Origin of the sequence: Klebsiella sp. CN_Kp104 (assembly GCF_040064515.1) — a bacterium.
Lineage (GTDB): Bacteria > Pseudomonadota > Gammaproteobacteria > Enterobacterales > Enterobacteriaceae > Klebsiella > Klebsiella aerogenes.
The window spans coordinates 55,201-69,391 of record NZ_JBEAII010000042.1 but is presented as its reverse complement, the minus strand read 5'-3'; the positions used below and the strand labels follow the sequence as shown (position 1 = coordinate 69,391).

At 58.5% G+C, this 14,191-nt stretch carries 14 protein-coding genes; 4 read left to right on the top strand and 10 right to left on the bottom strand.

Translation table 11 applies throughout. From position 1 onward, the window contains the following. Positions 1 to 149 precede the first annotated feature (149 nt). Positions 150 to 1,052, top strand: coding sequence for a lipid A hydroxylase LpxO (lpxO, locus tag ABLU80_RS21980; protein ID WP_166479595.1), 903 nt, complete (start codon positions 150 to 152; stop codon positions 1,050 to 1,052). On the opposite strand, the gene ABLU80_RS21975 is transcribed toward lpxO, so the two are convergent. From ABLU80_RS21975 to ABLU80_RS21965, 3 genes are all read right to left on the bottom strand, one after another. Continuing rightward, positions 1,049 to 1,570 (bottom strand): rhodanese family protein, encoded by a 522-nt coding sequence (locus ABLU80_RS21975; RefSeq protein ID WP_348850473.1) that lies wholly within the window; start codon positions 1,568 to 1,570, stop codon positions 1,049 to 1,051. The genes lpxO and ABLU80_RS21975 overlap by 4 nt on opposite strands. Before the next feature lie 9 nt (positions 1,571 to 1,579). Further along, positions 1,580 to 1,879, bottom strand: a complete 300-nt coding sequence (locus ABLU80_RS21970; RefSeq protein ID WP_348850472.1) for a metalloregulator ArsR/SmtB family transcription factor — start codon at positions 1,877 to 1,879, stop codon at positions 1,580 to 1,582. A gap of 77 nt (positions 1,880 to 1,956) precedes the next feature. Continuing rightward, on the bottom strand, positions 1,957 to 2,562 hold the full coding sequence (locus ABLU80_RS21965; protein ID WP_047064134.1) for an NAD(P)H-dependent oxidoreductase: 606 nt from the start codon (positions 2,560 to 2,562) through the stop codon (positions 1,957 to 1,959). A 102-nt stretch (positions 2,563 to 2,664) separates the two neighbouring features. On the opposite strand from ABLU80_RS21965, the gene ABLU80_RS21960 reads away from it, so the two are divergent. Continuing rightward, positions 2,665 to 3,603, top strand: coding sequence for a LysR family transcriptional regulator (locus ABLU80_RS21960; RefSeq protein WP_348850471.1), 939 nt, complete (start codon positions 2,665 to 2,667; stop codon positions 3,601 to 3,603). Between the two features lie 59 nt (positions 3,604 to 3,662). Further along, on the top strand, positions 3,663 to 4,259 hold the full coding sequence (locus tag ABLU80_RS21955) for an undecaprenyl-diphosphatase (protein ID WP_047076005.1): 597 nt from the start codon (positions 3,663 to 3,665) through the stop codon (positions 4,257 to 4,259). Here the strand turns inward: ABLU80_RS21955 and ABLU80_RS21950 are convergent, their stop codons facing one another. Beyond that, complete coding sequence (locus tag ABLU80_RS21950) at positions 4,260 to 6,041, bottom strand: sigma-54-dependent Fis family transcriptional regulator (RefSeq protein WP_348850469.1); 1,782 nt, start codon at positions 6,039 to 6,041, stop codon at positions 4,260 to 4,262. A gap of 265 nt (positions 6,042 to 6,306) precedes the next feature. On the opposite strand from ABLU80_RS21950, the gene ABLU80_RS21945 reads away from it, so the two are divergent. Next, entirely contained in the window at positions 6,307 to 7,827 is a 1,521-nt protein-coding gene (locus ABLU80_RS21945; protein ID WP_015703226.1) for an aldehyde dehydrogenase family protein, read from the top strand. Between the two features lie 322 nt (positions 7,828 to 8,149). Here ABLU80_RS21945 and ABLU80_RS21940 read toward each other — a convergent pair whose 3' ends face one another. Genes ABLU80_RS21940 through ddpX form a run of 6 tightly spaced genes read right to left on the bottom strand, consistent with a single transcriptional unit; the run spans position 8,150 to position 14,190 of the window. Further along, the gene (locus ABLU80_RS21940) at positions 8,150 to 9,094 is read right to left on the bottom strand and encodes an ABC transporter ATP-binding protein (protein WP_045413259.1); all 945 of its coding nucleotides are present in this window, start codon (positions 9,092 to 9,094) and stop codon (positions 8,150 to 8,152) included. Next, on the bottom strand, positions 9,087 to 10,076 hold the full coding sequence (locus tag ABLU80_RS21935; RefSeq protein WP_045413262.1) for an ABC transporter ATP-binding protein: 990 nt from the start codon (positions 10,074 to 10,076) through the stop codon (positions 9,087 to 9,089). Before ABLU80_RS21935 ends, ABLU80_RS21940 begins: the two co-directional genes overlap by 8 nt. Continuing rightward, positions 10,076 to 10,966: a D,D-dipeptide ABC transporter permease gene (gene ddpC / locus ABLU80_RS21930; RefSeq protein ID WP_162184307.1), complete on the bottom strand. Its 891-nt coding sequence runs from the start codon at positions 10,964 to 10,966 to the stop codon at positions 10,076 to 10,078. The genes ABLU80_RS21935 and ddpC overlap by 1 nt, the downstream gene beginning before the upstream one ends. Positions 10,967 to 10,969: 3 nt before the next feature. After that, entirely contained in the window at positions 10,970 to 11,989 is a 1,020-nt protein-coding gene (locus ABLU80_RS21925; protein WP_348850468.1) for an ABC transporter permease, read from the bottom strand. Between the two features lie 60 nt (positions 11,990 to 12,049). Beyond that, positions 12,050 to 13,612, bottom strand: a complete 1,563-nt coding sequence (locus ABLU80_RS21920; RefSeq protein WP_015370099.1) for an ABC transporter substrate-binding protein — start codon at positions 13,610 to 13,612, stop codon at positions 12,050 to 12,052. Beyond that, complete coding sequence (ddpX, locus tag ABLU80_RS21915) at positions 13,609 to 14,190, bottom strand: D-alanyl-D-alanine dipeptidase (protein WP_015370100.1); 582 nt, start codon at positions 14,188 to 14,190, stop codon at positions 13,609 to 13,611. Before ddpX ends, ABLU80_RS21920 begins: the two co-directional genes overlap by 4 nt. Position 14,191 lies beyond the last annotated feature (1 nt).

Sequence of the window (14,191 nt, the reverse complement as noted above, 5' to 3'; positions counted from 1 at the left end):
ACGGATTCAATGATCGTGCTGTTTTTTGTTAAAACAATGTGGTGGTGGATGTATTATCTTTGTTAATGGTTTTGACGGCGCTGCGGTGAAGGCAACTAACGCTGCCAGCGAGGAATGATTAAAAACAGAACATGGTCAGATAAGCGAATATGAAGTATATCATTTTACTTATTATTATAATTGCTGTGCTCTACGTCCATTATCGCGGAAAGGTTCGCTATCGTTTCTGGCGGCAGCTTTCCGATCATTCAACTTTTACCGCGCCGCTTAATGGCTTTATGTACCTTTTTTCTCGCGTGCCAAATACGCCGTATCTACGCCCGGAGACTTTTCCAGAGTTGGCGATATTACAAAAGAACTGGTTGGTTATTCGTGAAGAGGGGATTAACCTGCAGCGTCTGGAGCAAATAAAAGCGGCGGAAAAATATAATGATGCCGGATTTAACTCATTCTTTAAAACCGGCTGGAAACGTTTTTACCTGAAATGGTATGAAGACGCGCATCCCTCAGCCAGCCAGCTATGTCCAAAAACGACCGAGCTGCTGCGTGGGATTCCTTCGGTTAAAGCGGCAATGTTCGCCACGCTACCCGATGGTAGCCGTTTGCCTCGTCACCGCGATCCTTACGCCGGGTCGCTGCGTTTTCATCTCGGGCTGGTGACGCCGAATGATGACCGCTGTTTTATTGAAGTGGACGGCGAACGCTACAGCTGGCGCGATGGTGAAGGTGTGCTGTTTGACGAAACCTATATTCACTATGCGGAAAATACCAGCGGTGAGAATCGACTGATTCTTTTTTGCGATATCGAACGGCCCATGCGTTACCGCTGGGCGCAGAAGGTGAACCACTGGCTGGGGCGAAATTTAATGAGCGCCGCCGCCGCGCCGAACGACGTCGGCGACCGCACCGGCGGAATTAATCGCAGCTTCCGTTACATTTATCAAATCCGCATTATTGGTAAGCGATTGAAAAAATGGAATAAAACGGTTTATTACATCGTCAAATGGCTGCTCTTCGGCGGCATCGCCCTACTCATCTGGCAGGCGTTTTAACGCCGGTTCCACGGCATGATCGCCAGCAGGCGCGCCATGCCGCAGAAACCGGTGAGACCAGCGAAAGTGAGCCCCGCGCCAACGAAACCACTCAGCAAGAAAAAGCCGCTGTTGACGGCGTATCCCAGCACCACGCCCAGCAAAATCAGCGCGCCTGCGGCGATTTGCACCTGGCGCATTAGCGGCAGCGGCTGGGATTTATCTTCGACTATCGGCAACCCCGCCGCCCGCCACGCCTGAATACCGCCAGCCAGCAGCTTAACCTGCGCGGGCGCGGCGGCGGCGGCCAGAAGGCTGGCGTTATTTTGCGTGCGCGAGCCGGCCTGGCAGTGAAAAATGATGGTGTCGCCCGGTTGCGTATTGAGCGCTACGCCGTGAGTTAATTGTTCTAATGGCAGCAGTGTCGCCGCCGGAATATGCTCGCGGGCGTATTCGTCGGCAGCGCGGATATCAATTAACCGCGCCCCCTGGGCGATAAGCGCCTGGGCTTCGTTAGCTGTAACGGTAGCGATAGTCATAAGGACTCCTTACGGGCAGTAGATGGTCTTCAGCGTGGCGATGACTTGCTGAACGGCGGGGTGAGTAATGAAATAGCGCAGGCGCTGCGCATCGCGCTCGCAGCCGATTAGCCCTTCATCACGCATTCGTGCGAGGTGCTGAGAGGTGGCGGAAGGGCTCAGGCCGGTGATTTGCGCCAGCTCGCCTGCGGTTGTACGCGGGGCTTCGCAGAGCATGCACAGAATCAGTAGCCGGTGGGGATTGCTCATCGCTTTCAGCAGGACAGCGGCTTCCCCGGCGCTGGCCTGCAGTTGTTGTGCTGTGGTCATTTTATTTTAGTATTTTCTAAATTTAGATTATTCTAAAATAAAAGGTGACCCTTTACCAGCCGTATAAAGAACGGAGCTCACGCCTGCTGAGCGGCCCTGGCGATATGCTGGCGGGCGTGGGCAATGCCCGCGTCGCGGCCGTGCGGGCGAATATCCATCCCTTCGGCATAGATAAATTCAACGTCGCTAATCCCCATCAATCCCAGCACCGCGCGCAGGTAAGGGGTGACCGCATCGCTGGGTTGCCCGTCATGGACGCCGCCGCGCGAACTAATGACCACCGCACGCACGCCTTCCACTAGTCCCTGAGGCCAGGTCTCGGTGTAGCGGAAGGTTTCCCGCGCCCGCGCCACCAGATCGAACCAGTTTTTGAGATCGGTTGGCACGTTGAGGTTATACATCGGCGCGCCGATCACCAGCAGATCGCTGGCCTTTAACTCGCCGATGAGTGAATCAGATAGGGCAACCCCTTGCTGAATCGCCGGGCGCGAGTCTTGCGCGCCGCGCAGCGCGGCAAACAGCGCGCCGTCGAGTTTCGGCAAGGCAAGGGTGGTCAGATCGTGTTCGACGACCGAATCCTGATGACCAGCCTCGCGGCGGGTCTGCATATATTCATCTATTAGCTGGTTGGTTAGCGACACCGGGCCGTTGATGCTGGATTTTAAAATCAAAACGTTACTCATGACGGACTCCTCATAAAGTTGATGGTCCGCAGGGTAGCACTGTCTTTTTTTCTCCAGTAGTGACATTATTTTTTATCATTGTATCCATTCAGGAACCAATCAATGCGCAGTGATTTAAATGCGATCCCGGTATTTGTCGCCGTCGTCGAGTGCGGCAACTTTGCGCAAGCCGCGGAGAAGCTGAACGTGACGCGATCCGCCGTCGGCAAGACGATTTCCCGTCTGGAACAGCGGCTCGGCGTCGCGCTGTTCCAGCGCACCACGCGTCGGCAGGCATTGACCGAAGAAGGCGAGGTCTTTTATCTGCAATCCCGCCGGGCGCTGGATAACCTGCGGGATGCGGAAAATGAAATTCAGCGTGGAAAAACCCTGGTGCAAGGGCGGCTGCGAATCAGCCTGCCGGTGCTGTTTGGTCAGCGCTGCGTGTCGCCGCTCTTGTTTCCTCTTAGTCAACGTTATCCGGAGCTTAAGCTCGAGCTGTCGTTTAGCGACCGCCAGGTCAATCTGTTTGAAGAAGGGTTCGATATGGCGATTCGTATCGGCGCGTTGAACGACTCCAGCTTTCTTAAGGCCCGGCGTTTAGGCCAGCACGGCATGATTCTCTGCGCATCGCCGTTATATCTACAACATCGGCCAGCGCCGCAGACGGCGGAAGAGCTGCACGCGCATCTTACTATTGGTTATCTCTACGCCGGGCAGATGCAGAAATGGCATTTACGCGATACGCAGGGAGCAGCGTTCGCGTTTCGCCCTCAGCCCGCACTGGCGATGGATGATTTCGCCGCCATCGCCGCGGCGGCGAAAAGCGGGCTGGGAATCGCCTGGCTGCCGGATTGGCTGGTGGCGGACGAAATAGCGCGGGGAGAACTCCAGCAAATATTGCCGTCCCCCGTCAGCGGCAGTTTTGCGATCAGCGCCGTCTGGCCGGAAGCGGTATGGGTGCCGCAGAAAATTCGCGTGGTGGTAGATGAACTGCTGGCGCGGCTGCCGCAGCAGTTAGCCGGTGGAGAAAACCAGGAGGATTCTTCAGCGTCAGGTTAATCCGGGCTTAAGGTATGCCGGCGATAATGACAGCATGATGACTGTGACGAGAACTCGCCATGAACCTGTTAGAAACGTTTAACCAGAACGCCTTCCTTACGCTGAATGCCGGGCCAGGTACGCCGGACAGCCTATTGCTACTGGCTCAATTCTCCGCCAGCTGGCTTATTCTCATTGTGCCGGCGATATTACTGGGGTTATGGTTCCTTGGCGGTCGTCAGGGGCATCGACAGGCGCTGTTTTGCGCCATGACGATTTTGATAGCGTTAGGGCTGGGGGTTGCCTGTGGAACCCTGTGGTTCCATCCGCGGCCGTTTATGATCCCGCTGGGCCATACCTGGATAAGCCACCCGGCGGATAACTCTTTTCCAAGCGATCACGGCACCGTAATGTTCAGCGCCGCCTTCGCGCTGCTGTCATTACGCCTGCGCGGCATTGGGCTGCTGGTGCTGGCGGCGGCGCTGCCGGTAGCATGGGCGCGTATTTTTCTCGGCGTCCATTTCCCGCTGGATATGCTGGGCGCGGCGCTGATTTCAGCACTGAGCCTCTGCGTAGCAAAAGTGGTCTGGCATCGGTTGGGGCAGACGCTGGTGGCGCTGTGCGAAGCGCTGAGCCGCCGTCTCTTCTCCTGGCTGCCAGCGCGCTTTACGCCGTAGTCACTTCCTTTGTACGCGCGCGGCCCGTCGATACAGCGTGCTGCGCGCAACGCCTAACGCCTGCGCCGCTTTACTCACATTGCCGTTAAAGCGGGCCAGCGTATCGGCAATCAGTTTTGCATCATGTTGTTGAAGCCCGCCCGGAGCGCTGGTTTGCTGCGCGCTTTGATACTCCTCCGGCAGCGCCGCGACGCCCAGGCATTCGCCATCGTCCGCCAGCGCCAACAGGACTTTGAGCAGGCTTTGCAACTGACGCACGTTACCCGGCCAACGACATAATGTCAGTTGATGAATCAGCGCATCGGAGAGAGTGATATGGCGTTCTGCCGCGCCAAGCGAGCGCCACAACGCTGGAATAAACTGCTTGAGTTCAGGCCATTGGCGTAGCGGCGGGATGGTAAAAGCATACTCGCGCAGGCGGTAGAGCAGGTCCTCGCGAAATGCGCCTTCGGCGACGCGCTGCGCGAGATGACGGTGGGTGGCGCAAATCAAGGCGAAGTTCACCGGCGCGCTGCGATTCCCACCCAGCGGCATGACCTCTTTCTCCTGCAATACCCGCAGCAGACGGGTTTGCAGAGCCAGCGGCATATCGCCGATTTCATCGAGGAACAGCACCCCGCCATCGGCTTCGCGAATTTTGCCGATATAGCCGTTTTTATTCGCGCCGGTAAAGGCCCCCGCCTGATAGCCGAAAAGCTCCGATTCAATCAGCGATTCTGGAATGGCCGCGCAGTTGATGGCGACGAATTTACCGCTGCGCCAGCGGCTATGCGCATGCAGTTCACGGCTGAGGAACTCTTTGCCGCAGCCGGTTTCGCCTTCGATACACAACGCGATACCGGCGTTGAGCAGGCGGACCATTTTCTCGCCTTCGCCGGACGGACAAAACGGCAGGTTAAGTGCTGGTTGTGCGGGGACGGCGACGCTGGCGCGGGTTGGCGCGCGCAGACGGTAGTAGTAGCCACGCTGCTGGAAGGTCATCGGTAGCGGCACGCTGACCGCCGTTTGCGTCAGGCGGGGGAACAACTGCTGGAAGGTCATTTGCCCTATCTGTCCGGCCTGCAGGCCCAGTTCGCGGATGGCCAGGCGATTGGCCGCGGTCAGCAGGTTATCGGAGAAAACCAGCAGCAGCTCTTCGGCGCTATCGAGCTTCTGTACCCGCGAGTGCAGGCTCATTAACCACTGTTGCGGATGCAGACTCTGTTTCACCCACAGATATTCAATCTGTTTGGCGGCCTCTTTTATCCACGACAGAGAGTGGGGATGCGGGATATGCGCCGGGCCGGAAATATCCAGCGCCCCGGCAATCTGGCCATCGGGGCTTTGTAGGGGAACCGCCGCGCAATACAAATCCTGATTACGGGTTAAATAGTGTTGGCGGCCTTCGACTTCGCAGCTGTCGTCAATCGCCAGCGCGGTACCGATAGCGTTGGTGCCGCGACCGCTTTCGCTCCAGATATTGCCTGGCTCCAGCGCGAAGCTTTGCGCTTTTTCCATCGCTGCGCTATTGCCGAAGGTTTGGAGCACCAGCCCGCTGGCATCGGAAAGAATCACTACCGATTGCAGCCCGGCGGCACGTTGCGCCAGCGGCGTCGCCACCGGTTGCGCCAGCCGTTGTAGGCTGCGGTTGCTTTCCAGCACGTCGGCCAGTTCACCACCGCGCAGGCGCGGAAATTCGTCGCTCGTTGGCTGCAGGCCATAACGCTGGCTGCGTTGCCAGGAGTCGCTCAGCAGCGTGCTGGACTGCGCCTCGGGGGTGATAGTGAACGGATTTCCTTGCACGGCGCACCTCGTGGTTGGCTGGTTTGTGTTGCAATATTGTAGCAATTTGGTTTTCTTGGTGTTGCGATTCGCAACACAGAAGCGGGATCCTGTGCGACAAAGAGGACGCGAATCGGCAGAGGGATATATGTAATTATTTGGAAATTATGAATTTTATGTGAAGTACGCAAACCTGGCATAACCCCTGCTACAGGAGAAAGCGTGCAGCGGACAATAGCAAAAACCACCACGCCGCTGCGCCTTAACCCTACAGAAGGAGATTGCTATGCGTTATGTTCATCCTGGCAAACCGGGCGCTTTGGTTTCATTCAAATCGGCCTACGGCAACTTCATAGACGGTAAATTCGTCGAGCCGTTAAGCGGCGAATATTTCATGAATACTTCTCCCGTCGATGGGAGCAACATTGCGCAGTTTCCCCGTTCCGACGCCAAAGATATCGATTTGGCCCTTGATGCGGCACACCGGGCGGCGGACGCCTGGGGGCGAACCTCGGTACAGCAGCGTTCTCATCTTCTGCTGCAGGTCGCCGACCGCATTCAGGAGAATCTGGAGTATCTGGCGGTAGCGGAGAGCTGGGATAACGGCAAACCAATCCGCGAAACCCTGAACGCCGACCTGCCGCTGGCGGTCGATCATTTCCGCTATTTCGCCGGTTGTCTGCGCGCGCAGGAAGGCAGTACCGCCGAAATTGACGACACCACCGTGGCTTATCATTTCCACGAACCGTTAGGCGTGGTTGGGCAAATTATTCCGTGGAACTTCCCGCTGCTGATGGCGGCATGGAAACTGGCGCCCGCGCTGGCGGCAGGCAACTGCGTGGTCTTAAAACCGGCGGAGCAGACGCCGCTGAGTATTACTTTGCTGATGGAAATTATCGGCGATCTCTTCCCGGCAGGGGTGTTGAACGTGGTGCAGGGCTTTGGCAAAGAGGCCGGCGAAGCGCTGGCCACCAGCAAGCGGATCGCTAAAATCGCCTTTACCGGCTCGACGCCGGTAGGCCGTCATATTATGGCCTGCGCGGCGGAGAATATTATTCCCTGCACCGTTGAGCTGGGCGGCAAATCGCCGAATATCTATTTTGCCGACGTAATGGATGGCGAGGAGGAGTTTATCGAGAAGGCGGTGGAAGGGCTGGTACTGGGCTTCTTCAATCAGGGAGAAGTCTGTACTTGTCCGTCGCGCGCGTTGATCCACGAATCGATCTACGAGCCGTTTATGGAGCGGGTAATGGCGAAAGTGATGCAGATCCGTCGCGGCGATCCGTTTGATACCGAAACGATGATCGGCGCTCAGGCATCACGCCAGCAGTTCGATAAGATCCTGTCATATATCAAGATCGCTCGTGATGAAGGCGGGCAGATCCTCACCGGCGGCGATCGGGCGAGCATTACCGCCGAGCTGGATAGCGGCTTCTATATTCAGCCGACGCTGATTAAAGGGCACAACGAGATGCGCAGCTTCCAGGAGGAGATCTTTGGCCCGGTCATCGGCGTGACCACCTTTAAGGACGAGGCGGAGGCGCTGGCAATTGCGAACCAGACGCAGTTTGGTTTAGGGGCTGGGGTGTGGACGCGGGATACTAACCTGGCGTACCGCATGGGGCGCGGCATCAAGGCCGGACGAGTGTGGACCAACTGCTATCACGTTTACCCGGCGCATGCCGCGTTTGGCGGCTATAAGCAGTCCGGCGTCGGGCGAGAAACCCACAAAATGGCGCTGGAAGCCTATCAACAGACCAAAAACCTGCTGGTGAGCTACGGCACCGCGCCGTTGGGGCTGTTCTGATTCATTTATAACGGCTAACCCGGGGGCGGCGTAATCGCCTTCCCCGGGCTACCTATGGCACTGGGCCACCCCTTGCACTGGATCTGTAGGCCCGCGCAAGCGCAGCGCCGCCGTGCAATATCCGCGGATAAGGCGCCGCTTTTGCGCCGGATGGCGGCTTCGCCTTATCCGGCCTACGGTCTGTGCGCTCCCTGCACCATGAGAGCCATAACGCAGAAGAAATATCGGGAGCGCAATGTGCTCTGAATTAACACAAAGCACATGTTTTCCGTACACAAAACCGTTGCAAACCGATAACAGTAGCACCGGGCGGCGCCCGGTCTCATCTTATTGTTTGTGCTTTCCAGCAGCGAACCTGCGCGCCATTCGCTTGCGCCTCCAGCGGCTGCGGCCGTTCGCAGCCCTGGCTGGCGTAAGGACAGCGTTCCCGAAAGTAGCAGCCCGTCGGCAGCCGGCGGTTGCCCGGTAGTTCGGTATTGCGCACGCCTTCGCCTAATGGCGAACCGATGCGCGGTACCGACTCCATCAATAGCCGGGTATAAGGATGCGCAGGATTATCCAGCACCTGCCGTGCCTCGCCCATTTCAACGATTTGCCCGAGATACATCACCGCCACCCGATCGCTCATATGACGTATCACCGAGACGTTATGCGAAATCAGCACGTAGGTGAGATTTTGCCGCTGCTGCAGTTCGACCAGCAGATTGAGGATCTGCGCCTGCACCGAGATGTCCAGCGCCGAAGTCGGCTCATCAAGCACGATTATCTCCGGCTGCGACGAGAGCGCGCGGGCGATGGCGATACGCTGGCGCTGGCCGCCGGAAAAAGCGTGCGGCAGCCGATCGAGATATTCGCTACGGATCCCCACCTGTAGCGCCAGCTGCTCGGCGAGATCGCGACGCGCCTTTTCAGGCATGCGCGACTGGATCCACACTGGTTCGGTGATGGTGCGCCAGACTGGTAGCCGTGGGTCCAGCGATGAGAGCGGATCCTGAAACACCATCTGCATGCGTCCGCTCTGGTTTTCGCCGCGCGCCGGCGCGCGGGTTAAGTGGCCGGAAGAGGGCTTTAACATGCCCATCAGCAGCTTCGCCAGGGTGCTTTTCCCACAGCCGGATTCGCCAACGATCCCTAAGGTTTCGCCGCGCCTGGCCGTCATATCCAGCCCATTTAGCGCATAGACGCGTTCGATGACTTTCCCGCGCCAGTTTTTCTGCGCGGCAAAGGTCAGGTGCACATCATTGAGGGTTAATAGCGTCTCAGACATGGGCGTTCTCCCGTTGCGGGTACCAGCAGGCAGCCTGTCTATCGGCGGCGCTATCATGAGCCTGCAGCGTGGGGGTGATACCGCAGGCTTCACCCGCGGCGAAGCAGCGTTCGCGGAAGGCGCAGCCGGCGGGAAGATGCGCCAGATTCGGCACGGTGCCGGGAATAGAACGTAGCGGCGTGCGCGGTTCTCCCTTATCAGGAGCGCTGTTTAACAGGCCAATAGAGTAGGGATGCTGCGGCTGCTGTAGTACTTCTCCGGTGTTGCCGCTTTCAATGACCGCGCCGGCGTACATGACGTACAGCCGATCGCACACCTGAGAGACCACTGCCATATCATGGCTGATAAACAGCACCGCCGTGCCGGTCGCCTGGGCCTTTTGCTTTAACAGGCGCAGTACCTGACGCTGCACGGTGACGTCCAGCGCGGTGGTCGGTTCGTCGGCAATCAGCAGGTCGGGCTCGCAGGAGAAGGCGATAGCGATCATCACCCGCTGGCGCATGCCGCCGGAGAGTTCGAAGGGATAGCGCTTGAGCACGCTTTGCGGATCGGCAATTTGCATATCCGCCAGCAGCTCGACGGCGCGGGCGCGTGCTTCACGCAACGACATGGGACGGTGCTGGCGGATGACGTCTACCATCTGCTTACCGATGCGTCGGGTGGGGTTAAGCGCGGTCATCGGCTCCTGAAAAATCATCGCGACCTTGCTGCCGCGAATATCGCGTAGCGTTTTTTCCGTCAGGTTGAGCATATCGTGACCCATCAGGGTGATAGCGCCGCTATGAATATGATAGCTACCGGCGGGAAGCAGGCGCATCGCCAGCATCGCGGTCACCGATTTGCCGGAGCCGGATTCGCCCACCACGCCGACGATTTCACCGCGATCGATGTGCAGCGAGATATTATTCAGCACGTTGACCTGGCCCTGATAGACCGGGAAACTCAGGCGAACGTTATCGATAGTTAAGACCCGATTTTCCATTAGTTGCGCCCTCCGGCTTTGGGATCCAGTAGATCCTGGATGCCATCGCCAAACAGGTTAAAGCCGACGGCGGTGATCAGGATCGCCGCGCCGGGGAAGGCGCAGTACCACCACTGATCGAGCACGTAGTTGCGGCCGTTAGCGACCATCGCGCCCCATTCCGCGGTGGGCTGCTGGGCGCCGAGGCCAATAAAACCGAGCGTGGCGGCCATCAGAATCGCGCTGCCGATATCCAGCGAGGCCTGCACCACCAGCGGCGGCAGGGCGTTACGCAGAATATGCCAACTGATCAGATGCCAGCGCGAGGCGCCAAACGTCACCGAGGCCTCGACGAAAGTATGCTGACGAACCACCAGCGTCTGGCCGCGCGCCAGGCGCACGTAAAATGGAATACGCACGATGGCGATCGCCAGCATCGCGTTGAACAGGCTCGGGCCTAACGCCGCCGCCAGCGCCATGGTCAACACCAGCGACGGAATCGACAGCATAATGTCCATCAGACGCATAATCAGCGCGTCGCTGCGCCCGCCAAGCACCCCGGAGAGACAGCCCAGCAGCGAGCCGCTGATCCCGGCGATCAATACCACCGCCAGCCCGGCGGCCACCGACTGCTGGCTGCCGATCAGTACGCGGCTGAACAGATCGCGGCCAACCTCGTCGGTACCAAACCAGTGATCGAACGACGGCGCCTGCAGACGCGCGGCAAGGTTGATAGCGTTAGGATCGTGCGGCGTCAGCCACGGCGAGAAGATCATTAAAAACAGCATGATCAGCATGATCGCTGCGCCAATCAGCGTTAGCGGGCTCTGGCGGATCAACCACCAACGACGCTTCCAGTGGCCGCTTTTTTCAGCCTTTGGCTGTGGAAGCGGTTGTTCCTGAGTCATCATCACTTAGCTTTCTCCCCGACCCATGCGCGGGTCGATCCATAAATAGAGCACGTCGACTACCAGGTTGACCAGTACGTAAGCAAAGGAGACCACGATGGCGAAGCCCATCACGGCGGGGAAATCGAGCGCCTGAATCGAAGACACCACGTAAGCGCCCATTCCAGGCCAGGCGAAAACCGTTTCAGTGAGCACCGCGCCGTACAGCAGATCGCCCAGCGCCAGCCCGAGCACGGTGATGGAGGGAATCAGCGCGTTGGGTAGCGCATAGCGCACCACAATGGTGAATTTCGGCAGGCCGCTGGCTAACGCGGTCCGAATGTAATCCTCATTGAGCTGCTCGAGCATTGCCGAGCGGATCTGCCTGGCGACGATGCCAAGATGAACGAAGGCAAGGGTGGCCGCCGGCAAAATGAGGTGCTGCAGGGCATTGAAGAAGACTTCAATATTGCCTTCCAGCAGTGAATCCAGCAGATAAAAACCGCTGACGCGGGTGGGCGGATCGAACCAGTCATCGAGCCTGCCGCTGCCGGGTAGCCAATCGAGCTTGCCGTAAAACAAGACGATTACCCCGAGACCGAGCCAGAATGCCGGAGTCGAGATGCCGGTCAGCGCCATCAGGCGCACCAGGTGATCGGTCCAGCGATTGCGGTAAACCGCCGACAGCACGCCGAGCGGGATGCCGACCAGTAGGGCAATCAGCAGCGCGCAAAAGGCCAGTTCCAGCGTCGCCGGGAAGAAGGTTTTTAAATCTTCCAGTACCGGGCGGCCGGTGCGAATCGAGGTGCCGAGATCGCCGTGGAGCAGGGCGTCAACGTAGCGGGCAAACTGCTGCCAGAGCGGTAAATCCAGCCCCAGCTGCTGGCGAATATGGCGGACGATTTCATCGCTGGCGCGATCGCCCGCCAGCAGCCGCGCCGGGTCGCCGGGAATCAGGTGCGAAATAATAAAGGTAATCACGCAGACGCCGGCGACGACTAATATCAGCCCCCAACAGCGCTGTCGTATTAAACCCCAGAAACTCATGATGACGCTCCTCGGCCGGGCCTGTGACGGCCCGACCCGACAAGATGGAGAGACGGCCCGCTACTTGTGCATGTCGGCGATATTGTAAATCTGCTCAAGCATCGGGTTGAAAACGAAGCCTTTCACCTCCTTGTTCATGGCGACCTGATAGTTCTTCTGGAACAGGTAGACGTAGGCGGCGTCATCAATGACGGTTTTTTGCGCCTGCTGATAATCTTTGGTCCGCGCCGCCTGATCGGTGGTGGCAACCGCCTGTTTCAACAACGCATCAACCTGTGGGTTATCGTAGAACGCGCGGTTTCCCGGCAGCCCTTTTTTGTCCGACTCGAACCAGTAGTTCATAAACATATAGGGGTCGGCGAAATCCGGGCTCCAGTTACCGATAGCGATGTCGTAATCACCTTTACCCACGCGCTCGCGCATGGTGGCGTTGGCCAGTTTCTCCAGCTTGACCTGGATACCCAGCGCCTGCAGGTTGGCCTGAGTGGAGAGCGCAATCGGCTCCCAGTTCGGATCGTTATCAGAGTAGAGGAACGTCAGCGTTTTCGGCTTATCCGCTACCTTGTCCAGCGCCGCTTTGGCTTTGTCGAGATCTAATGAATACTGCATGGCGCTGGCGTCGTAACCCCACATGCCATCGGGGATCGGCCCGCGCATCTGCTTACCGTTACCGCCGAGAATGCCGTCGACCATGCCTTTATAGTCCGTTGCCCACGACACCGCGCGGCGCAGATCCGCCTGGTTCATTGGCGCTTTGCTGTTGTTGAGATACAGATAGGTGACGCGCAGCGCCGGATAGTCGTAGACCGTCACCTTGTCCTCTTTCTTCAATGCCGCAAACTGATCGACCGGCAGGGCGTCGGCGATATCCAGGTCGCCCTTGGTCAACTGCAGACGGCGAGCGGCGCTTTCGCCGATGATTTTCACCGTGACGCGCTTAAAGGCCGGCTTGTTGCCGCTGAAGTGCGGGTTGGGTACCAGCACCAACTGTTGGCCTTTCTGCCAGCGCTGCAGGCTATACGCGCCGGAGCCTGCGGTGTGCTCGGCCAGATAGGCGCGGGCGTCATCGGCGGCGTTGGCTTTCAGCACCGCCGGGTTAATGATGGAGGCGCCGTCATTGGCGAGGGTATGCAGGAACGGCGCGAAAGATTCCGGCAGCGTGAAACGTACGGTGGCCGGATCGACGACATCCACCTTCAGCCCGCTGGGAAACGCCTCCGATGGCCCCTGTTTAATGCGCATCAGGCGTTCAAAAGAGAGTTTGACCGCCTCTGCCGTCACCGGCGAGCCGTCGGCAAACTGCGCGCCTTTGCGCAGAGTGAAGGTCCAGGTTTTGCCGTCGTCGGAGGCCTGCCAGTTTTCGGCGAGATCGCCTTCGACATCGGTTGAACCTTTGCCATTATCGGTTTTGTATTTGACCAGCCGCTGGTAGGCCGGATAGGTCACCGTCCAGTCGTTGTTATCGATGGTGACGGCCGGGTCGAGCGTTTGCGGGTCGGCGGCTTTGCCGATCACCAGCATATCTTTCGGCACCGCGGCAAAGGCGGAAGGGATGGCGGCGCAGAGCGCGGCGGCTAACAGTAACGGGCGAAAACCTACGGATGCTGGGCGAGTCATGTTCATGGTGAAACTCCGTCAATCTGAGCGGGGGAGAAACAGGCGAAAACATCATCGAGTAGCGGATAACCGGCCGCGTCCGGTAGTTCGAAGTGCCACCATTCCGTGGTAATACCTTTAAAGCCGCCGCCGAACATAATGGCGTTCAGCAACAGGCGATTGCGCTGGGCCTCCTGCGCTACCGCCGGGTGGTAGGGATGCGAGCGATCGTCCATTTCGTCAAAGGCGGTGCCCATGTCGAGTAGGTTGTTGTGTTCATCGAGTAGCGTTACGTCGATGGCGGTGCCGCGGCTGTGGTTGGAGCCGATATTGGCCGGTACGACATAATCCTGGTTCGGGCAGGCATTCCACAGCAGTTGCTGGGCGCGCTGTGGACGATAGGCGTCAAGTACCAGCAGGCGATAGCCCGCCAGCGCGGCGATGGCGATAGATTTCTCCAGCGCGACGGCCGCGTCGGGGTGCAGCAGGCAGCGGGCTTCGCGGTAAATCGGTTGGCCGGTAATGTTATCGGCGGTGGCGTATTTCAGGTCGACAGGCAGCGTGGGAAAACGCGCGGCGATATCCACCAGGGAAAGATGGCTCATC